The sequence below is a fragment of the Bacillus cereus group sp. Bce019 genome (genome assembly GCF_051781745.1).
Classification (GTDB): Bacteria; Bacillota; Bacilli; order Bacillales; family Bacillaceae_G; genus Bacillus_A; species Bacillus_A cereus.
The window spans coordinates 40,991-60,607 of record NZ_JBPWJX010000026.1 but is presented as its reverse complement, the minus strand read 5'-3'; the positions used below and the strand labels follow the sequence as shown (position 1 = coordinate 60,607).

The following is a 19,617-nucleotide window of genomic DNA, read 5'->3' as shown; positions in this document are numbered from 1 at the left end:
TTTTTGCGGAAGTAGTTCAGTGGTAGAATACAACCTTGCCAAGGTTGGGGTCGCGGGTTCGAATCCCGTCTTCCGCTTAATTAATAAGGGGCCTTAGCTCAGCTGGGAGAGCGCCTGCCTTGCACGCAGGAGGTCAGCGGTTCGATCCCGCTAGGCTCCATCTAAATAAAAAAGCTTACATCATACGATGTAAGCTTTTTTTGTGTTTAAAAAGACAACTTTTATACTTGTCGTTTAAAATGAAGAAAACGTAAAAATAAGGGATGGGGAGATAATTGTGAAAGTTGTTATTGCATCTGATTCATATAAAGAAAGCCTAAAAGCTATAGAAGTATGTGGAGCTATTGAAAGAGGTTTTAGAGCAATTTTTCCTAATGCAGAGTATGTGAAAATACCAATTGGAGATGGAGGAGAAGGGACGGTTGAATCACTTGTTGATGCTACAGGGGGGAGAATTATATCAATTAGTGTGACAGGACCGCTTAGAGAAGGTATACAAGCTTTTTATGGCATTTCTAAAGATAAAAAGACAGCGTTTATTGAAATGGCAGCAGCATCAGGATTACAGCACGTTCCAGTTGAAAAGCGCAACCCACTTATTACAACGACAAAAGGAACAGGAGAACTTATATTACATGCGCTAGATCAAGGAGTGGAGTACATAATTTTAGGACTTGGAGGAAGTGCTACAAATGATGGCGGGGCAGGTATGTTAGCGGCTTTAGGAGTAAGGTTTATAAATGGCAAGGGTGAAGTAATAGATCCATCTGGAGGCACATTACACTCGATTGTTACTATTGATTTTTCACGAATGGACCCACGCTTAAAGGGGGTAAAGATAGAAGCGGCATGTGATGTGGATAATCCATTAGTCGGAATGCAGGGAGCATCTTTCGTATTTGGGAGACAAAAGGGTGCAAATATAGAGATGATGAAAGAGCTAGATGAGAATTTACAACATTATGCGAATATGCTTAAACGATATGTATCTTTTGATGTATCTGAAATACCTGGTGCAGGGGCAGCGGGAGGAATGGGAGCGGCTGTTATTTCAGTGTTAAAGGGAGACTTGCGTAGGGGCATTGAAATTGTATTAGATTATACAAATTTCGATAAACATATAGAAGATGCACATCTTATTATAACTGGTGAAGGTAGAATAGATAAACAAACTGCATATGGAAAGGCTCCTGTGGGTGTTGCGGGACGTGCAAAACGTTTTTCTGTGCCTGTAATTGCTATTGGAGGGTCTGTATCATCTGATTATTCAGCTGTGTACGAGAAAGGAATAGATGCGGTATTTAGTATTACAACGAGACCGATGACACTAGAAGAAGCATATAAAGTAGCAGAAGAAAATATTGAAATGACAACGAAGAATATTGCAACAGTATGGAAAATAGCATCAGAAAAACACTTCTAAATATAGGAGTGTTTTATTATTATTATTTAATAATAGTGATTGCGATTGTTTCATTAAGTTAACTTTATACATAGAATAGTCTTAAAATTTGGTTTTCAACGTGAATATAAGTGAATAAATTGTATATCCATACAGAAAAATGTCGAGTTGAGTCAGACTATATAAAAGATTTAAAATATTTAGTGAAGGCATAAAAGGGGGATACTATCTATGAAAAAAGAAATCTCAGTTATTGGAGTTCCAATGGATTTAGGACAGATGCGTCGTGGAGTTGATATGGGACCGAGCGCGATCCGTTATGCAGGGGTAATTGAAAGAATTGAAGAAATTGGATATGACGTTAAAGATATGGGAGATATATGTATAGAGAGAGAAAAAGAGATAGATGAAAATACAAAATTAAGAAACCTTACACAAGTTGCAACTGTATGTAATGAATTAGCAAGTAAGGTGGATCATATTATAGAAGAAGGTCGTTTTCCACTTGTATTAGGTGGTGACCATAGTATTGCTATCGGTACATTAGCTGGTGTAGCAAAACATTATAAAAACTTAGGCGTTATTTGGTATGATGCACACGGTGATTTAAATACAGAGGAAACTTCACCATCTGGAAATATTCATGGTATGTCACTTGCAGCAAGTTTAGGTTATGGACATTCTTCACTTGTAGATTTATACGGAGCATATCCAAAGGTGAAAAAAGAGAATGTCGTAATTATCGGTGCGCGTGCATTGGATGAAGGAGAAAAAGATTTCATTCGCAATGAAGGTATTAAAGTGTTCTCAATGCATGAAATTGATCGTATGGGGATGACGGCTGTGATGGAAGAAACAATCGCATATTTATCTCATACCGATGGTGTACACTTATCATTAGATTTAGATGGTCTTGATCCTCATGATGCACCAGGTGTTGGAACGCCTGTAATTGGCGGTCTATCTTATCGTGAAAGTCATTTGGCGATGGAAATGTTAGCAGAAGCTGATATTATCACATCTGCTGAATTTGTTGAGGTAAATACGATTTTAGATGAGAGAAATAGAACGGCAACAACAGCAGTTGCTTTAATGGGTTCTTTATTCGGTGAAAAACTAAAATAAATGTAAGAAAAGCAACTGAGAAGTTGCTTTTTTTATTTGAAAATAAGCGTATAATAATGATTTATATTATACTGTACAATAAAAATGTTTGACATCTTACCAATTTGAGCTAAAGGGGGTTGTTTGTAATTGTCGTTTGTTTCATGTATGGTATAATTAACTAGTTGTTGGAAATACATACAGATAGAGCATAAAACAATATTTAAATATATGGATAGAATTGCTCGTAAGTAGGAGGAAGGGATAGCATGCCTTTTGAAGATACGACCATTTTGAAATATCTTAGTACGGCATTAGATATTGCCATTGTATGGTTTATTATATATAAGCTAATTCTTATAATCCGAGGGACGAAAGCTGTTCAACTTTTAAAAGGGATTACAGTTATTATCGTCGTTAAGATGATCAGTATTTTCCTTGAATTGCGTACGCTATCTTGGCTAACTGAACAAGTATTAACGTGGGGATTTTTAGCCGTTATTATTATCTTTCAGCCAGAATTGCGAAGAGCACTTGAGCAGCTAGGGCGCGGGAGTTTATTTTCGCGTGTTGGAACGCATGAGGATGATGAACCTGAAATGGTTGCAACAGCGATAGCAAAAGCAACCGAATATATGGGGAAACGTAGAATTGGTGCATTAATTACTTTGTCAAAAGAGACCGGTATGGGTGATTATGTGGAAACGGGTATTCCGCTTAATGCAAACGTATCATCGGAATTACTTATTAATATTTTTATTCCAAATACACCTCTTCATGACGGAGCGGTAATTATGCAAGGAAGTACAATTAAAGCAGCAGCATGCTATCTTCCATTATCAGAAAGTCCGTTTATTTCTAAAGAATTAGGAACTAGACATCGTGCTGCAATGGGAGTTAGTGAAGTTACTGATAGTATTACAGTAGTTGTGTCTGAAGAAACTGGTCAAATTTCTTTAACGAAAAATGGTAAGTTGCATCGTGATTTGAAGACAGAACAGCTGAAAGATATGTTATTAGCTGAATTTAGTGGAAACGAAAAAACGACTTCTTCGTCTTTATGGAATTGGAGGAGAAAGCGTCATGGATAAGTTAATGGAGAATCATTGGTTTTTAAAAGGGATCTCATTACTATTGGCGTGTATGCTTTTTATGTCAGCGACGTTAACTGAAAAAAATACGACATCAGGTATATTACCTTTTGCAAATGATACGAAAGAAACATTAACTAATTATGCTATTAATCTTAAGTATGATGAGGAGAAATATATTGTAAGTGGTATTCCGGCAGAGGGCGTTAAAGTAAAATTAGAAGGCCCAAAAGCATCAGTTGCTACAGCAAAAGCAAAAAAACAATTTGACATACCGGTTGATTTGCGAGATAGTCCAAAAGGAACTTATGAGATTTCTTTAAAAACGAACGGGCTTCCAGATGATGTGAAAGGAACAGTTCAGCCATCAACAATTAAAGTTACTCTTCATGAAAAGGCGAGAAAATATGTTCATGTAGATCTGAAATTATCAAATGAGGATCAGATGCCAGCGGGGGCTACTCTAGAAAAATCAAGCCTTAAACCGGATACTGTTGAGGTAGTTGGGACGAAAGAAGAAATTGAAAGCATTTCCTCTGCCAAAGCGTATGTTGATTTAAAAGGTGTTAATAAAACTGTTACAAAAACGCCCGAAGTTACATTATACAATAAAGAAGGAAAACGTTTAAATGTAAGAACAAGTCCATCTAAGATTAGTGTAACGTTGAATGTGGCAACGCAAACTACAGCCAATAATACTGAAAAAACTGTTCCTGTAACGTATACGAAGAAGGGGAGTTTAGCAGAAGGATTGGCGGTTACAAATATCAGTGTTGAACCGAGAGAAGTAACGATAGCTGGTCCAAAAGATATTTTGGATAATATACAATCGCTAGAGGGGGTCGAAGTAGATCTTAGTCAATTGACAGAGTCTACAACATTCGATGCCTCTGTTTTATTACCCAAGGGTGTAACAAGTGCCAAACCGAATCAAGTGAAGGTTTCGGTGGGAGTGCAAAAAACAAAACAAACGAAAACAAAAACGATTGATGGTATCCCAATCCAGAAAAATGGACTGTCTAAAGATGTTACTGCTCAGCTACTTTCGCCGCAAGATGGAAAGATAAGTGTTGATATTTCAGGAGAAGCAAGTATAGTAGATAAAATAACAGCTGATAAAATAACAGCGGTAATTAATCTGCAAAATGTATCCTCAGGGACGAAAGATATTTCCATTCAAGTGAGCGGTCCTGGTAATATTTCAATAGAGCCAAAACAAAAAAGTGCTAAAGTTACTATTGTGAAGAAAGAAAAACCAGATAAAGAAGTACAGGGTAACGGTCAACAACCGGATTCAAATACGGATCAAGAAAATCAAAATGAGAAACCAAAAAATCCTGAACCTGATTCAGAAAAAGAACAGGAAAAGAATCAAAACCAAAATGAAAATCAAGATAAAGATAAAGAAACGAGTCAAGAACCAACAGTAGATAATCAAAAAGAGCAAGAAAAAGGAGCGAATCATAATGGGTAAATATTTTGGTACAGATGGAGTACGCGGAGTTGCAAATAAGGAGTTAACACCTGAATTAGCTTTCAAAATTGGACGTTTTGGTGGTTATGTATTAACAAAAGATACAGATCGTCCAAAAGTAATTATCGGTCGTGATACACGTGTATCTGGTCATATGTTAGAAGGAGCTTTAGTAGCAGGTCTATTATCAACTGGAGCAGAAGTAATGCGCCTTGGCGTTATTTCTACACCGGGCGTTGCTTATTTAACAAAAGCACTAGATGCACAAGCGGGTGTTATGATTTCTGCATCTCATAATCCAGTACAAGATAACGGTATTAAATTCTTTGGTTCAGACGGCTTTAAATTAACAGATGAGCAAGAAGCTGAGATTGAAGCTTTATTAGACAAAGAAGTTGATGAACTACCACGTCCGACAGGTACTAATCTTGGACAAGTGAGCGATTACTTTGAAGGTGGACAAAAATATTTACAGTACATTAAACAAACTGTTGAAGAAGATTTCTCTGGCCTACATATCGCTTTAGATTGTGCACATGGTGCAACTTCTTCTCTAGCTCCATACTTATTTGCAGACCTAGAAGCTGATATTTCAACAATGGGAACTTCTCCAAACGGTATGAATATTAATGAGGGTGTAGGATCTACACATCCAGAAGGCTTAGCTGAATTGGTAAAAGAAAAAGGTGCGGATATCGGACTTGCTTTTGATGGCGATGGCGACCGTTTAATTGCTGTAGACGAAAAAGGAAACATCGTTGACGGTGATCAAATTATGTTCATTTGTGCGAAATATATGAAAGAAACTGGTCAATTAAAACATAATACAGTTGTTTCAACTGTTATGAGTAACTTAGGTTTCTACAAGGCACTTGAAGCAAATAATATTACAAGTGATAAAACAGCAGTTGGTGACCGCTACGTAATGGAAGAAATGAAGCGTGGAGGTTACAACCTAGGTGGAGAACAATCAGGCCATATTATCTTACTTGATTACATTACAACTGGTGATGGAATGTTAAGTGCACTTCAACTTGTAAACATCATGAAAATGACGAAAAAGCCATTATCTGAGCTTGCAGGAGAAATGACGAAATTCCCACAATTGTTAGTAAACGTTCGTGTAACAGATAAAAAATTAGCATTAGAAAATGAAAAAATTAAAGAAATTATTCGTGTTGTAGAGGAAGAAATGAACGGTGATGGCCGTATTCTTGTTCGTCCATCTGGAACAGAGCCACTTATTCGTGTAATGGCAGAAGCACCAACACAAGAAGTTTGTGATGCATATGTACATCGCATTGTAGAAGTTGTGAAAGCCGAAGTTGGCGCTGAATAATTAGCTGAATTTATATGAAAAAGGAGCACAAAAAGTGCTCCTTTTTCATATGTTTTATAGACGATGAAAAAAATTTCATTGACGGTTTATCCATGTTTGTTATAAGATGGTCTTGTTCTTTTTCTCAAAGGAAATATTGTAAATTATAAAAGCGCCAGAACTACAAATAGTGTAGTTGACGAGGTGGGGTTTATCGAGATTTCGGCGGATGACTCCCGGTTGTTCATCACAACCGCAAGCTTTTACTTAAATCATTAAGGTGACTTAGTGGACAAAGGTGAAAGTGTGATGAGAGAAGAGGAACGGATGAAAACTAGCTGTATAAGTATATACGGACTTAAACCCAATCGAGAGGAAGGTGAAAGCCGTTACAAGCTTACAGGGCTAGCAATATGTAATCCGTTTTTTAGTATAAATAAAAATGGTATCGGACTATGTCGTTACATGTTCGCAGAGCAGTGTAAGCATTTGTAACGGCGACTAAACATGTGTGGAATCGTAGGATTTATTGGAGAGCAAGATGCAAAGGAAATTTTATTAAAAGGTTTAGAAAAGTTAGAATATCGTGGATATGATTCAGCAGGTATTGCAGTACAAGCAGAGAACGGTGTTGTTGTATACAAAGAAAAAGGCCGTATCGCAAAACTTCGTGAAATCGTAGATGAGAACGTAGCAGCAAGCGTGGGTATCGGACACACACGCTGGGCTACACACGGTGTTCCAAGTAAAGTAAACGCGCATCCGCATCAAAGTACATCAAAACGCTTTACATTAGTTCATAACGGTGTAATTGAAAACTATGAATTAGTGAAAAAGGAATATTTACAAGATGTAACGTTCGTAAGTGAAACAGATACAGAGGTTATCGTACAGCTTATGGAACAACAAGTGAGCACAGGATTAAGTGTAGAAGAAGCGTTCCGTAATACGCTATCTCTTTTACATGGCTCTTATGCAATCGGATTACTTGATGCTGAAAATCCAAACATGATTTATGTTGCTAAAAACAAAAGCCCGCTATTAGTAGGTGTTGGTGACAACTTTAATGTTGTGGCAAGCGACGCTATGGCGATGTTACAAGTTACAGATCAATTTATTGAGTTAATGGATAAAGAAATCGTAATCGTAACGAAAGAAAGTATTACAATTAAAAACTTACAAGGTGAAACGATTGAACGTGCACCGTTTACAGCGGAATTAGACGCAAGTGATATTGAAAAGGGAACATATCCTCATTTCATGCTTAAAGAAATCGATGAGCAACCACTTGTAATCCGTAATATAATTCAAAAGTATCAAGATGAAAATGGCGAAATTGAATTAAATCAAGACATCCGCAATGCGATCTTAGATAGCGATCGTATTTACATCATTGCATGTGGAACGAGTTATCATGCAGGTCTTGTTGGAAAACAATTTATCGAGAAGTTTGCAAAAATGCCAGTTGAAGTACACGTGGCAAGTGAATTCTCTTACAACATGCCATTATTAACAGAAAGACCATTCTTCATTTACATTTCACAAAGTGGTGAAACAGCTGATAGCCGTGCAGTACTTGTGCAAACAAATGAAATGGGCCATAAAGCATTAACAATTACAAACGTGCCTGGTTCTACGCTTTCTCGTGAAGCTGATTATACACTTCCGTTATACGCTGGACCAGAAATTGCAGTTGCATCAACGAAAGCTTACACAGCACAGCTTGCAGTACTTTCAATTTTAGCGGCTGATATTGCTAAAGCAAAAGGTGAAGTTCTTGATTTCGATTTAACACACGAACTAGGACTTGTAGCAAATGCAATGATAGAACTTTGTGATCAAAAAGAAGAAATGGACGCATTAGCAAAACAATTTTTAGCGACAACGCGTAACTGTTTCTTCATCGGACGTAGCGTAGACTTCTACGTAGGATTAGAAGGTGCGTTAAAACTAAAAGAAATCTCTTACATCCAAGCAGAAGGATTCGCTGGAGGAGAGTTAAAACACGGTACAATCGCTTTAATCGAAAATGGTACACCAGTTATCGCACTTGCTACACAAGAGCACGTAAACCTTGGAATTCGCGGCAACGTGAAAGAGGTAGTAGCACGCGGAGCTAACCCATGTATCATCTCAATGAAAGGCTTAGAAATGGAAGGAGACAGCTTCGTATTACCAGCTGTACACGAAGCGCTAGCACCGCTAGTAGCAGTTATTCCATTACAACTTATCTCATACTACGCAGCACTTCACCGCGAGTGTGACGTTGATAAGCCACGTAACTTAGCTAAGTCTGTTACTGTTGAGTAGGAGATTGGTAGGTTAATAAGTATAGTTATACGTTTGAAATAAATTAAAACTAAGAAAAAACTCTGTAAAAATCATTTTACAGAGTTTTTTTAGTTATTTATTGTTTTACATAACAAATTGTTACTTGTTCGTCTATGTGGAAAATCTGTAACGCTTTACCATCTAAATTTTTAACCTCATATGATGAATAAATAGGTCTTTCCAATTTCACTTCTTGACCATTTTGAGTTCCTTTTTCCACCATTAGCGTTAACTGATGGGAAGAAACGTCTGCTTGGTATGTTCCTGTTAAGTAATTATCTTTATTTGGATAAGAACCATTTGCATATGTTTCAAATGTCTTATCTGCTTTTAGGACTAACGTAGTTTTGACTCCGTCTCCGTAATCAATACCCCAATTACCTACAAGCTCTGTACCGTCTTTATAATTGTTCTGTACATTCTTAAACTTAGCGGAATCCTCGTCTGGTGTATCAATTTTTCCTTTGAATATACCAGTTTTATCTTGGGTACTGTATGTTTTAACTGTATTACCACTAGATAAACTCGGTGAGTTAGAAGAACTAGTACCACTTGTTGTAGAAGTAGTTGTTGAACCACCCTTAGCTTCCGCTTTTAACTTATTAAATACAGGTTTCCAAATGCGTTTTGCTTCATCTAATTTATTGTTTGCTTTATCTATGATTGCATCATCCGTATCTTTAAGTGTTTTAGAGTAATCAAATAACTTCGATACTTCTTTGAAAGATTCTTTTAACTTTTGAACAGCTTTTACAATTTCCTTATGATCTTCCTTGTATTTTCCTGGTGCATCTATACGCTCTATTTTATTAAATACTTTATCTAAGTCTTTAATACTATCTCGTACCTCTTCATTTGACTTACTTCCCTTTTTATTATCCCTCACAGAAGCATCATAGTAATCTAGACGTCTTAATAAGTCTTCTTCAATGTCTACCATAAGTTGTGGGTAATCCTCAGGCAAAACCATAATCATCTTAACATCTTTACTTTCTTCTTTTGAGTTAGTTGATTTTTCCTTTGTTTCAGATGATTTACCTTCTGTCTTAGTTTCTTTACTTTCTTGTTTACCAGATTCAGCATTTGTTTTTTCTTTTTCTCCAAATAAATTTGTTACACTACAAGCTGACATAGAAACTACTAATCCAGATGCTAGTAAAATTTTACCTGTACTCTTTTTGAAATTCTTCATATGATTTTTCAATTCTCCCTTTAAAAACATAAAATAGATGTGCTTTAGCCCCTTTAAAACTAAAAAACATACCCCTTCTATATTTATTTTATAATACCTTTCTACGTATAATATTTTACAATTAATTACAGATACGGTCAAAATTTATCTTAGTTTAACGATGTTCACAAAAAAGATGCGAAGCTTTATTCCTTCAAGTAAAGATTCTAAGTGAGTTTTGATTAAAATTTTTTTATGAAAATCTCATACTTAGTTAAAAAGAGTGATTCTATTTTGATCAATCGTTTTTTCAAAATGAATTTTTTTGTTGTTAAATAAAGATTTGTGACTTCATTTTTATCAAATTTTATTCCAAACCAACATATAGTTATAGCTTTAAAATAAATTTACAAATTTGTATCTAAAAGGGGTGTTTTTGTGTCGAAAAAGAACATCTAGAATTGGTAAGTGGATAGAACTCCATAAATTAAAGTTTTACTTTATCGACTTCACTTTTATTTATCTGAATTTTCCGTTATCATTTTAAGTATTCGTGAACAATTTCCTTTATTACGGCAAAAAGAGACGAGAGATTTATGGACATTTCAAGGGGGTATATTGATGAAAGTGAATGAAAAAACATATTTAAGTATAGAAGAGATTATTTCATTACCAACCGTATCAAGTACAAACATAAGTGATGATGGTAAAAACGTAGCATTTGTTAAGAAGACGGCTGATTGGAAAGACAATATATATAGGAATCATGTATGGATATATGAAAAAGATAAGAAGCAGAGTTACCCATTATCAAATGGGGATATAGATAGTACACACCCATTATGGTCTCCAGATGCTAGGTGCCTCGCATATCTTAGTCCAGTTGGTGATGGGGAAAATCAGATATTTGTTAAGTCACTAGATGGTTATAGAGAGGTTCAAATTACTGATGAGAAAGAAGGAGTCAGTACATTCAAATGGGGGCCTACTGGCAAGGGTCTTTATTATGTTACGCAGTCAAAACAATGTGAGGAGATAAAGAAACGTAAGGACCTATATGGAGATTTTCAACATATAGGTAAGGAACACCAGAATAATTGTTTATATTACATTGAAATAGAAAAGGTGATACAAAGTGATACAGATGAACACGAGAACAGAGTTGTTTATCAATTAACGGATGGTAAGGATTTTCATATCCATGAATTTGATATTTCAAATGATGGTAAAAAGGTTGTATTTATGGTGACACCAAGCTCAAATATGGCAGATTATATAAATGGAGATCTATACATACTCCATATTAAAGCTGGAGAGCTACAAAAGCTGAATGTAGATAAGTTGTTGGGAGGGAGTGTTTGCTTTTCTCCTGACGGGAGTAAAATATGTTACACAGCAAGCATAAGAGAGAAGGATTACTATAGAAACCATATACAAGATAGTACGTTAGAGATATATGATATAAATACCGGAGAGGTAATTCAACCTTTAACAGATTTTGATAGTACGGTTATGCCATTACAGTGGACAGCTAAAGGGGTTTTAATTAGGTGGCAGAATAAAACGAATTATCTTATTGGATTGCTAGCCGAAGATGGCACTGTGGAAATATTAAGCGAAAAAGTAGATGGCTTTATAATGGATGCTTCTATAACAAAGGATGGCAAACATATATCCTACAATAAGGCAATAACAAATGAAACCTTTGAAATCTATTTAGACGATAAAAAAATAACGGATGAAAATAGCTTTTTCAAAGAGAAACTTAGAAGTAACAGGGAAATCATCTCATGGAAAAGTAGCGATGGTCTTGAAATAGAAGGGGTTTTATCAAAGCCAGTAGAGTTTGACACTAATAAAAAATATCCTTTATTAGTAGTAATTCACGGTGGTCCGGCTTGGGCATCTTTTCCGATATTTTCAGACTGCTTCAATGAGAAATATCCGATTGAACAGTTTGTTGAAAAAGGCTTTATCGTTTTAGAACCAAATTACAGAGGAAGTTCAGGTTATGGTAATGAATTTTTAAAAGCTAACTATAGAAAACAGGGGATTGCTGATTACGACGATGTTATATCAGGAGTTGATAAACTAGTTGATCAAGGGATAGTAGATAAAGATAGAGTAGGAGTTATGGGATGGAGCAACGGAGGATATATATCAGCTTTCTGTTCTACATTTAGTAGTAGGTTTAAAGCTATTTCAGTTGGAGGTGGAATAACTAACTGGAATACTCATTATGTAAATACAGATATACCTTACTTTATTAGAATGTATTTAGGAAATACTCCATGGAATGATCCGGAGATCTATACGAAGACATCACCAATGACGTATATTAAATCAGCTTGTACGCCTACCTTAATCCAACATGGCGAAAAGGATGCAAGAATTCCAATTACAAATGCATATGATCTATATCAAGGATTAATGGATATGGAAGTTGATACAGAATTAATTATATTTAAAGGAATGGCATATAGTTCTGACCAACCAGGAGTTCATGTGGCTATTATGAAGCAGAACTTGATGTGGTTTTCACACTATATTCTTGGAGAGAGTATGGAGGGTTTTAGGACTTTGTAATGGATGTTTGTACAAGACATAAGGTTGAAACTGTCTTTATATTGAGATGATTTATTATAAAATATATACTTAAACTACTATCAGTACATACATTAGGGAGGACTAATATGACAGGGAATAAAAATGACTTACTAGTAGAAAAACGTGAAGAGTTATTGAAAGTATTGCAAGTTCGTTTTGAGAAAAACATGAACCGCCATGAAGGTCTTGAATGGGCTAAAGTTGAAGCGAAGATAGAAGCTAATGCTGAAAAATTATGGTCACTTAACGAAATGGAAGTAACTGGCGGTGAGCCGGATGTTGTCGGTTATGATGAAGAAAAGGACGAATATACTTTCTATGATTGTTCAAAGGAGAGTCCTAAAGGCCGCAGAAGTCTTTGTTATGATCTTGAAGCGTTAGAATCAAGAAAAAAACATAAACCAGAAAATAACGTTATTGATGTTGCCAATGCTATGGGCATTGAACTATTAACGGAAGAACAATATCGGGAATTGCAACAACTTGGCGATTTTGACATGAAATCATCAAGTTGGGTACAAACACCTTCAGATATTAGAGAACTCGGTGGTGCTCTATTTTGCGATTATCGCTTTGGACATGTTTTCGTGTACCACAATGGAGCAGACTCTTACTATGCTGCCAGAGGTTTTCGTGGCTCGTTAAAAGTTTAAATTAGGATAAATAAGAAAAAGAGCCTATATTCAGGCTCTTTTTCTTATTTATATTTTAAAAGTAAACTGTTACTACGCAGTTTTACTTAATTTATATGTTCCGTGGTTGTTTTTACGGAAAAGTTTAGGGAAAACAGAGCCATCTAATCCAATACGTCCAGCGTTCTGCCCTGCAACTAAAATGAACATAGTCAAAATAAGCAGGTTTGGGTTTACACTAACAGTTCCACTTAATAAAAATGAAAGATTCATTATGATTCCGAAAAATGCAGCTGTTTTTGTTAATCCGCCTAAAATTAAGCCTAGACCTACTAAAATTTCTCCCCATTGAACTAAAAAGCTAAATAGGTCTGCGTTTGGAAGGACAAAATGTTGAAGAAAATCTGCCCACCAACTTTGTACTGCAGGGTGGTCACCTGATGCTTGAGCAATAGCACCCTTTAGAAAGCCACTTGCGTCAAAAGATTGTCCGAAGACTTTGCCTATCCCAGCAGCGAGCCATGTATATCCTATGTAAAGCCGTAAAAGTAATAATATGAAAGTAGCACGTTTATCAGTTCTAAAAAAATTGATAACCATTGAAATCCCTCCAATATTGTATTTACAAGTTTATTATATATCCATTGTGAAAAGATTCACAATGGATATAATGTGAACAAGGATAGGCTGTGAGTAATTGTTTTATTTTTTGTAACATTTTATCTGTTTTGGTAAACTAAGAATAGAGATATATGGAGAGGAGACAAAGACTCAATATGTGGATGAACTTGTAATGATTAGAAACTACTAGATAGATGAATTTTTCTCTCGTAAGCGAGGGTTTATTTAGTTATCTGTAAATCATTCAAGGAATGCATATTTGGCTTGTACATCCCTTTTATAAGGATAGGTGCCTATTTTATGTATCTGTCTTTTTTGTGGGAAAGTTTATATCTCTTATATAAAATATGCGTCCTTTAAACTTGGAGGAGTATATGATGAACCAATTAAAAAATAAAGTAGCAGTTATTACAGGGGTAAGTCGTCTAGACGGTATAGGCGCAGCAATTTGCAAAGAATTGGCTGAATCAGGATACGATATATTTTTTACGTATTGGACGGATTATGATAAAGAGATGCCATGGGGCGTTGAGAAAAATGAACAAATACAATTAGAAGAAGAGCTATTACAAAACGGTGTTAGAGTATCAAGCATGGAGTTAGATTTAACTCGGAATGATGCACCGAAAGAGCTTATAAATAAAGTTAATGAACAATTAGGGTACCCTCATATATTAATTAATAATGCAGCATATTCTACGAATAATGATTTCTCTATGTTGACTGCTGAAGAATTAGATAAGCATTATATGGTGAATATTCGTGCGACTACATTGCTCAGTAGTCAATTTGCCCGTGGATTTGATAAAAAATCTGGTGGTAGAATTGTGAATATGACTTCGGGGCAATTTCAAGGTCCTATGGTAGGAGAACTAGCGTATGCAACAACGAAGGGAGCTATTGATGCTCTTACTAGTACGTTGTCAGCAGAGGTAGCTCATTTAGGAATAACAGTGAATGCAATTAATCCAGGACCAACTGATACAGGATGGATGACTGAAGAGATAAAACAAGGGTTAAAGCCGATGTTTCCTTTTGGCAGAATTGGTGAGCCAAAGGATGCAGCTAGACTCATTAAATTTCTAGTAAGTGAAGAAGCTGAGTGGATTAATGGGCAAGTTATTCATTCAGAAGGTGGATTTAAAAGATAAAAAGAAGGTATCTCACCTTGGTGAGATACCTTCTTTTTTAATCTTTCTTCAATCTTCGTGCAACACCATTCCCTAAAGACTGTAATCCTTGAACGAGGATAATTAAAATAAAGACAGTTGCATACATTACTTCAGGCTCGTAGCGTAAATGTCCGAAGCGGTATGCTAAGTCCCCTAGCCCACCAGCGCCTACAAGACCAGCCATTGCTGTTGCGCCGATTAAGCCAATCGTTGCAATTGTTAATCCAAGTACAAGGGAGGGACGAGCTTCTTTCACCATAACGTGCCAAATAATTTTTATAGTAGAGACGCCCATCGCTTGATAGGCTTCAATAACGCCGCGATCGACTTCTAGTAAAGCTGTCTCCATTAAACGTGCGATATAAGGGGCTGTGAAGACGACAAGCGGTACGATAACACCTTGCACGCCAATGGATGTTCCCATTAGAAACTTTGTAAAAGGCAAGATAAAGAATAATAGAATGATAAATGGAAGAGAGCGAATAACATTAATAACCGTATTAAGAATAGGATAGATGATTTTATTTTCATGCTGTCCACCAGGTCTCGTTAAAACAAGTGTGACGCCAAGTGGCAGTGCAATAAGGATAGAGATGAGTAATGAAATAGATGTCATTTGAAAGGTTTGGATTGTGGCTTCCCATATGACTTTACCCCATTCATCCAAAAAGGACTTGTTTCCCATAATCTGTTCTACCTCCTTCTACGATGATTCCTTGCTCTTGTAAAAATGATAAAGCACGGTGGATTTCATTTTGTTCCCCTTGCATATGAACGACTAGTTTCCCATATGCTTCATGTTTTAACTGCGTAATATTACCGGATAAAATATTCGGATACACTTGGAAACGTTTTGTGGCAACGGCTAAGGCAGGTTCCCCTGAAGTAGTGCCAATAAATGAAAGTGTTACAATTTCTCCAGTACGTTGTAGTTCTTTCTGTACCTCTTCTGAAATTTTCGCTGCAAATGCGCTATTTACAAATTTTTTCGTGGTTACATGTTGTGGGTTTGTGAAAATATCTTTTACAGTCCCACTTTCGACTACAGATCCATGTTCCATAACAGCAACGCGGTCACATATACGCTGGATGACATTCATTTCATGTGTAATGAGTAAAATCGTAATTCCGATTTCTTCGTTAATCTTTAATAGCAAATCAAGGATAGAATCGGTTGTTTCTGGATCTAATGCGCTCGTTGCTTCATCACTTAATAACACTTCAGGTTCATGTGATAGCGCACGAGCAATTGCAACACGCTGTTTTTGACCACCAGAAAGTTCGCTTGGATACGCATCTTTTCTATTAAAAAGATCGACAATGCGTAAATACTTTTCTACTCTTTTTTCAATTTCTGCTTTTGGAATGCCAGCAAGCCGTAACGGTAATGCGATATTTTCATAAACGGTAACAGTTTTAAGTAAATTGAATCCTTGAAAGATCATTCCGATTTTTTGTCTCGCTTTTGCTAGTTCTTTTGTCGATAACGTTGTTAAGTCTTGTTCGTTTACAATGATATTTCCTGTCGTTGGTTTTTCTAATAAATTTACACATCGAATCAATGTACTTTTACCAGCGCCACTATACCCAATGATTCCAAATACTTCGCCTTTTTCTACTTTAAGGGAAGTAGACTTAAGAGCCTCAACATTCCCTTTTTTTGTTGTAAATACTTTGGATATGTTTTTTAATTCAATCATTATCGTCAGCTCCTACCAAGATGGTAAAACTGAACCATCAAATTTTTTCTCGATAAACTCTTTTACTTCTTTAGATTGATAAGCTTTCTTTAATTTGTTTACAACGGCATCATCTTTATTTTCAGTACGAACAACGACCCAGTTCACATATGGTGAATCTTTTCCTTCGCGGAAAATAGAATCTTTCGCCGGACTTAATTTCGCACCTAATGCAAAGTTTGTGTTAATTGCAGCTGCTTTCACTTCACTTAGTTGCGTTGGTAATTGAGATGCCTCTAATTCGACAATCTTTAATTTTTTTGGATTTTCAATTACATCTTTTGCAGTCGCTTTTTCTGTAGCCTTTGGATCAACTTTTAAAACCCCTGCTTTTTCAAATAATTTTAAAGCTCGGAGTTCATTCGTTGGGTCATTTGGTACAGCAATTGCGTCGCCCTCTTTTAAGTCTTTTACATCTTTTATGTCTTTAGAATAGACGCCCATAGGGAATGTTACTGTTGAAAATACTTCGGTTAATTTCATATTACGTTCAGCTTTAAATACGTCTAAATATGATTTCGTTTGATAGCTATTTACATCAAGGCTTTTTTCATCGAGGGATACGTTTGGTGCTACATAATCATTAAATACTTTTATATCAATTTCGAGGCCATCTTTCGTTGCCACTTCTTTTACCTTTTCAAAAATCTGCTCATGCGGCCCGCCTGTTACACCGACAGTAATCTTTTTCTCATCTAACGCTTTTACTTGTTTATCTGAACCTGCGCTACATGCGCCTAATAATAGTACCGCTCCGCTTACAATGCTTAATAATACTTTCTTCATCTATGATTCCCCCTTCATATACGTTCCAAAATAAAAAGCACCTCTCAAAATAAGAGAGGTGCCGAATAGACGAAATAGGTTCCTCTCTTATCTTCCAAAACGAAAACTCGTTTTGCAGGAATTAGCACCTTAGCTTATACGTCATAAGCTCGGTTGCCGGGCATCATCGGGCCAGTCCCTCCGCCACTCTTGATAAGAGTATGTGTATGTAGTTTTTTAGTATGGTACTAATAGTAAATCTTACAAAAAGAATTTTCAATTATATTTTCAGAATATATTTTATTTTAAGGTAATCGAAACGTTCCCCTTTTTATGTCCTTTTTCTACATATATATGAGCTTCAGCAATTTCTTCTAATCGGTAAGTTCTATCAATAACAGGTTTTAGCTTTTCTGTTTCAGCTAGTTGTTTTAGTAGGTTCATATCTTCTTTACTGACTTTTGCCATCATTCCGTTCACAGATACATAATTTCCATTAGGCATTAATGCATCTGTACAAAGAGACTTATTATATTTTCCAACTGCATCAAATATAATGTCATAGTGCTCGCCCCGCTTAGTAAAATCTTCTTTCATATAATCAATTACGTTGTCTGCCCCTAAAGCTGTTACTAAATCGAAATTCGAACTACTACAAATGGCTGTGACAGTCGCCCCGAAGTATTTCGCAAGTTGTACGGCAGCTGTCCCTACTGACCCAGAGGCGCCGTATATAAGTACTCGTTGCCCTTTTTTTATCTGTCCTTTTCTAAGGAAGTGCAATGCTGAAGTTCCGCCAAAAGGAATAACGGCAGCTTCTTCATATGTCACATTGGTAGGTTTTAATGCTATTAATCCACTTTCATGCACGCATGTGTATTCGGCATAACCACCAAGGTTTAGTTCTGTTAATGCAAAAACTTGATCTCCTTTTTTAAATTGTGTTACATCTGTTCCAATGTCTTCGATTTCACCGGATAACTCTACGCCAAGTATAGGTTTTCTCGGTTTTCTGAAACCTAATATGATCCGCATAGGAATCCAAAATAAGAGGGGGCTATTAAAGCCACGTATTCTACAATCTCCAGTCGATACACTTGTTGCGTGAATTTTAACTAATACTTCATTTTTTTTAGGTTTAGGCTTTTCTATATTTTGAAGTTGGAGAACATTAGGTGGTCCATACTTTGTGCAAATAATAGCTTTCATAATGACCTCCTGAAATGAGTTGTTATTATTTACATCATATTTAAACTTTTTCTCAAACATGTTGCTATATAGGAAATAAATTTAAAGAAGAATATTACGAATTATATAGATTTCATAGGAAAAGAGGTGATATTATTTTGGGAAAGGGGGCAACAGTATGAAAAAAATTATTTTTGTTTCAAGTTTAGTACTTGCAATCAGTCTAGGGGTAGGGTGTAGTAATGAGAAAACAGCAAAGACGGATGAGCCGAAAAAAGAATCCGTTCAAAAAGAAAAGGAATTAACGGCGAAAGATGTTTTCAAGAAAACGAATGAAGCTTTTAAAAATGAAGAACATGTAACGATGACATATGGTGTAGGGGTAAAAGCTGAGGGAACAGAGATGGATATATTAAAGGCTAAGATGCAATTAGAGCCAAAGACAAAGAATTCTCGTTCTGAAATGAATATTTCCGGTACAGATGTTGTAGTGTATACTGTGGATGGTAAAGTTGCTGGTGAGGTAAAAAACCCTAATACAGGAGAAGTTGTAACCGTACCAGAGGAGCAATTAAACGCTGGTGGAATGAAAGCGACTCAAGATATTATAGATAAATTAGAAGTACCGGAAGTAGTTTTAGATAAAATGAAGCTGGAGAAAAGCGGAGATAAATATAAACTGAAATTTACATTAAAAGGGCAAGAAACAGAAAGTATGTTAACTAGCATGGATGAAACGCAGAAGAAAATGTTACAAGCACAAAATGCGAAGATAGAAGAAGTGGATGCAGAATATATCATTACAAAAGATTTTAAATATGAATCAGCAAAGATAGACATGATTATGAGTAGCAATGGCAAGGATAAAGCACACATTATTACGAACGCAAAATATACGTCGTATGAAAAGTTTGACCCAATACAATTGCCAGCAGCAAAGTAACAGTTTTGATAAGGAGGAACCTAAAATAAGGTCCCTCTTTTTTGTATTCTTTCTTCATA

Annotated in this window: 17 protein-coding genes, 2 tRNA genes and 1 riboswitch; of the genes, 13 read left to right on the top strand and 6 right to left on the bottom strand. The window is 35.9% G+C overall.

Features of this window, described 5'->3' with window-relative positions; translation table 11 throughout:
* The first annotated feature begins 5 nt into the window (after nt 1-5).
* From ACS2QP_RS24605 to glmS, 9 genes are all read left to right on the top strand, one after another.
* Nucleotides 6-77, top strand: a tRNA-Gly gene (locus ACS2QP_RS24605).
* Between the two features lie 10 nt (nt 78-87).
* Nucleotides 88-160: transfer RNA gene (locus ACS2QP_RS24600), tRNA-Ala, on the top strand.
* 117 nt (nt 161-277) lie between these two features.
* Nucleotides 278-1,423, top strand: a complete 1,146-nt coding sequence (locus ACS2QP_RS24595; RefSeq protein ID WP_000869587.1) for a glycerate kinase — start codon at nt 278-280, stop codon at nt 1,421-1,423.
* 210 nt (nt 1,424-1,633) lie between these two features.
* Complete coding sequence (rocF, locus tag ACS2QP_RS24590; RefSeq protein ID WP_000711563.1) at nt 1,634-2,527, top strand: arginase; 894 nt, start codon at nt 1,634-1,636, stop codon at nt 2,525-2,527.
* Between the two features lie 248 nt (nt 2,528-2,775).
* Entirely contained in the window at nt 2,776-3,597 is an 822-nt protein-coding gene (cdaA, locus tag ACS2QP_RS24585; RefSeq protein WP_001115697.1) for a diadenylate cyclase CdaA, read from the top strand.
* On the top strand, nt 3,590-5,071 hold the full coding sequence (locus ACS2QP_RS24580) for a CdaR family protein (protein WP_332285380.1): 1,482 nt from the start codon (nt 3,590-3,592) through the stop codon (nt 5,069-5,071). The genes cdaA and ACS2QP_RS24580 overlap by 8 nt, the downstream gene beginning before the upstream one ends.
* Nucleotides 5,064-6,410, top strand: coding sequence for a phosphoglucosamine mutase (gene glmM, locus ACS2QP_RS24575; RefSeq protein ID WP_000521476.1), 1,347 nt, complete (start codon nt 5,064-5,066; stop codon nt 6,408-6,410). The genes ACS2QP_RS24580 and glmM overlap by 8 nt, the downstream gene beginning before the upstream one ends.
* Nucleotides 6,411-6,698: 288 nt before the next feature.
* A complete protein-coding gene (locus ACS2QP_RS24570; protein ID WP_001206405.1) occupies nt 6,699-6,884 on the top strand; it encodes a hypothetical protein in 186 nt (61 codons plus the stop codon).
* A gap of 12 nt (nt 6,885-6,896) precedes the next feature.
* Complete coding sequence (glmS, locus tag ACS2QP_RS24565; protein ID WP_000334163.1) at nt 6,897-8,699, top strand: glutamine--fructose-6-phosphate transaminase (isomerizing); 1,803 nt, start codon at nt 6,897-6,899, stop codon at nt 8,697-8,699.
* A 97-nt stretch (nt 8,700-8,796) separates the two neighbouring features.
* Here glmS and ACS2QP_RS24560 read toward each other — a convergent pair whose 3' ends face one another.
* Nucleotides 8,797-9,924 (bottom strand): DUF3994 domain-containing protein, encoded by a 1,128-nt coding sequence (locus tag ACS2QP_RS24560; protein WP_011109777.1) that lies wholly within the window; start codon nt 9,922-9,924, stop codon nt 8,797-8,799.
* 588 nt (nt 9,925-10,512) lie between these two features.
* On the opposite strand from ACS2QP_RS24560, the gene ACS2QP_RS24555 reads away from it, so the two are divergent.
* Together ACS2QP_RS24555 and ACS2QP_RS24550 are read left to right on the top strand one after the other, a co-directional pair.
* On the top strand, nt 10,513-12,477 hold the full coding sequence (locus tag ACS2QP_RS24555) for a S9 family peptidase (protein WP_332285378.1): 1,965 nt from the start codon (nt 10,513-10,515) through the stop codon (nt 12,475-12,477).
* 107 nt (nt 12,478-12,584) lie between these two features.
* Nucleotides 12,585-13,151, top strand: coding sequence for a DUF4256 domain-containing protein (locus tag ACS2QP_RS24550; protein WP_000147398.1), 567 nt, complete (start codon nt 12,585-12,587; stop codon nt 13,149-13,151).
* Between the two features lie 72 nt (nt 13,152-13,223).
* Here the strand turns inward: ACS2QP_RS24550 and ACS2QP_RS24545 are convergent, their stop codons facing one another.
* Nucleotides 13,224-13,730, bottom strand: a complete 507-nt coding sequence (locus tag ACS2QP_RS24545) for a DoxX family membrane protein (RefSeq protein WP_000236334.1) — start codon at nt 13,728-13,730, stop codon at nt 13,224-13,226.
* A 395-nt stretch (nt 13,731-14,125) separates the two neighbouring features.
* On the opposite strand from ACS2QP_RS24545, the gene ACS2QP_RS24540 reads away from it, so the two are divergent.
* The gene (locus ACS2QP_RS24540; RefSeq protein ID WP_332285376.1) at nt 14,126-14,902 is read left to right on the top strand and encodes an SDR family oxidoreductase; all 777 of its coding nucleotides are present in this window, start codon (nt 14,126-14,128) and stop codon (nt 14,900-14,902) included.
* Between the two features lie 37 nt (nt 14,903-14,939).
* On the opposite strand, the gene ACS2QP_RS24535 is transcribed toward ACS2QP_RS24540, so the two are convergent.
* The 4 genes from ACS2QP_RS24535 to ACS2QP_RS24520 all read right to left on the bottom strand — a co-directional run bounded on the left by ACS2QP_RS24535 (nt 14,940) and on the right by ACS2QP_RS24520 (nt 18,636).
* The gene (locus ACS2QP_RS24535; RefSeq protein WP_048534860.1) at nt 14,940-15,608 is read right to left on the bottom strand and encodes a methionine ABC transporter permease; all 669 of its coding nucleotides are present in this window, start codon (nt 15,606-15,608) and stop codon (nt 14,940-14,942) included.
* Nucleotides 15,583-16,623, bottom strand: coding sequence for a methionine ABC transporter ATP-binding protein (locus ACS2QP_RS24530; RefSeq protein WP_061456702.1), 1,041 nt, complete (start codon nt 16,621-16,623; stop codon nt 15,583-15,585). Before ACS2QP_RS24530 ends, ACS2QP_RS24535 begins: the two co-directional genes overlap by 26 nt.
* Nucleotides 16,624-16,635: 12 nt before the next feature.
* Entirely contained in the window at nt 16,636-17,448 is an 813-nt protein-coding gene (locus ACS2QP_RS24525; protein WP_332285374.1) for a MetQ/NlpA family ABC transporter substrate-binding protein, read from the bottom strand.
* Nucleotides 17,449-17,532: 84 nt separating this feature from the next.
* Nucleotides 17,533-17,647: riboswitch (SAM riboswitch) on the bottom strand.
* A gap of 80 nt (nt 17,648-17,727) precedes the next feature.
* Complete coding sequence (locus ACS2QP_RS24520) at nt 17,728-18,636, bottom strand: NAD(P)-dependent alcohol dehydrogenase (protein WP_061456701.1); 909 nt, start codon at nt 18,634-18,636, stop codon at nt 17,728-17,730.
* A gap of 157 nt (nt 18,637-18,793) precedes the next feature.
* Between ACS2QP_RS24520 and ACS2QP_RS24515 the strand changes: the two genes are divergently transcribed.
* Complete coding sequence (locus ACS2QP_RS24515) at nt 18,794-19,558, top strand: DUF6612 family protein (protein WP_000720094.1); 765 nt, start codon at nt 18,794-18,796, stop codon at nt 19,556-19,558.
* Nucleotides 19,559-19,617 lie beyond the last annotated feature (59 nt).

Bases quoted from the DNA above. Each gene is read 5' to 3' on its own strand.
- rocF (WP_000711563.1), top strand. From the start codon at position 1,634: ATGAAAAAAGAAATCTCAGTTATTGGAGTTCCAATGGATTTAGGACAG.
- cdaA (WP_001115697.1), top strand. From the start codon at position 2,776: ATGCCTTTTGAAGATACGACCATTTTGAAATATCTTAGTACGGCATTA.
- ACS2QP_RS24580 (WP_332285380.1), top strand. From the start codon at position 3,590: ATGGATAAGTTAATGGAGAATCATTGGTTTTTAAAAGGGATCTCATTA.
- glmM (WP_000521476.1), top strand. From the start codon at position 5,064: ATGGGTAAATATTTTGGTACAGATGGAGTACGCGGAGTTGCAAATAAG.
- ACS2QP_RS24570 (WP_001206405.1), top strand. From the start codon at position 6,699: ATGAGAGAAGAGGAACGGATGAAAACTAGCTGTATAAGTATATACGGA.
- glmS (WP_000334163.1), top strand. From the start codon at position 6,897: ATGTGTGGAATCGTAGGATTTATTGGAGAGCAAGATGCAAAGGAAATT.
- ACS2QP_RS24555 (WP_332285378.1), top strand. From the start codon at position 10,513: ATGAAAGTGAATGAAAAAACATATTTAAGTATAGAAGAGATTATTTCA.
- ACS2QP_RS24550 (WP_000147398.1), top strand. From the start codon at position 12,585: ATGACAGGGAATAAAAATGACTTACTAGTAGAAAAACGTGAAGAGTTA.
- ACS2QP_RS24545 (WP_000236334.1), bottom strand. From the start codon at position 13,730: ATGGTTATCAATTTTTTTAGAACTGATAAACGTGCTACTTTCATATTA.
- ACS2QP_RS24540 (WP_332285376.1), top strand. From the start codon at position 14,126: ATGATGAACCAATTAAAAAATAAAGTAGCAGTTATTACAGGGGTAAGT.
- ACS2QP_RS24535 (WP_048534860.1), bottom strand. From the start codon at position 15,608: ATGGGAAACAAGTCCTTTTTGGATGAATGGGGTAAAGTCATATGGGAA.
- ACS2QP_RS24530 (WP_061456702.1), bottom strand. From the start codon at position 16,623: ATGATTGAATTAAAAAACATATCCAAAGTATTTACAACAAAAAAAGGG.
- ACS2QP_RS24525 (WP_332285374.1), bottom strand. From the start codon at position 17,448: ATGAAGAAAGTATTATTAAGCATTGTAAGCGGAGCGGTACTATTATTA.
- ACS2QP_RS24520 (WP_061456701.1), bottom strand. From the start codon at position 18,636: ATGAAAGCTATTATTTGCACAAAGTATGGACCACCTAATGTTCTCCAA.
- ACS2QP_RS24515 (WP_000720094.1), top strand. From the start codon at position 18,794: ATGAAAAAAATTATTTTTGTTTCAAGTTTAGTACTTGCAATCAGTCTA.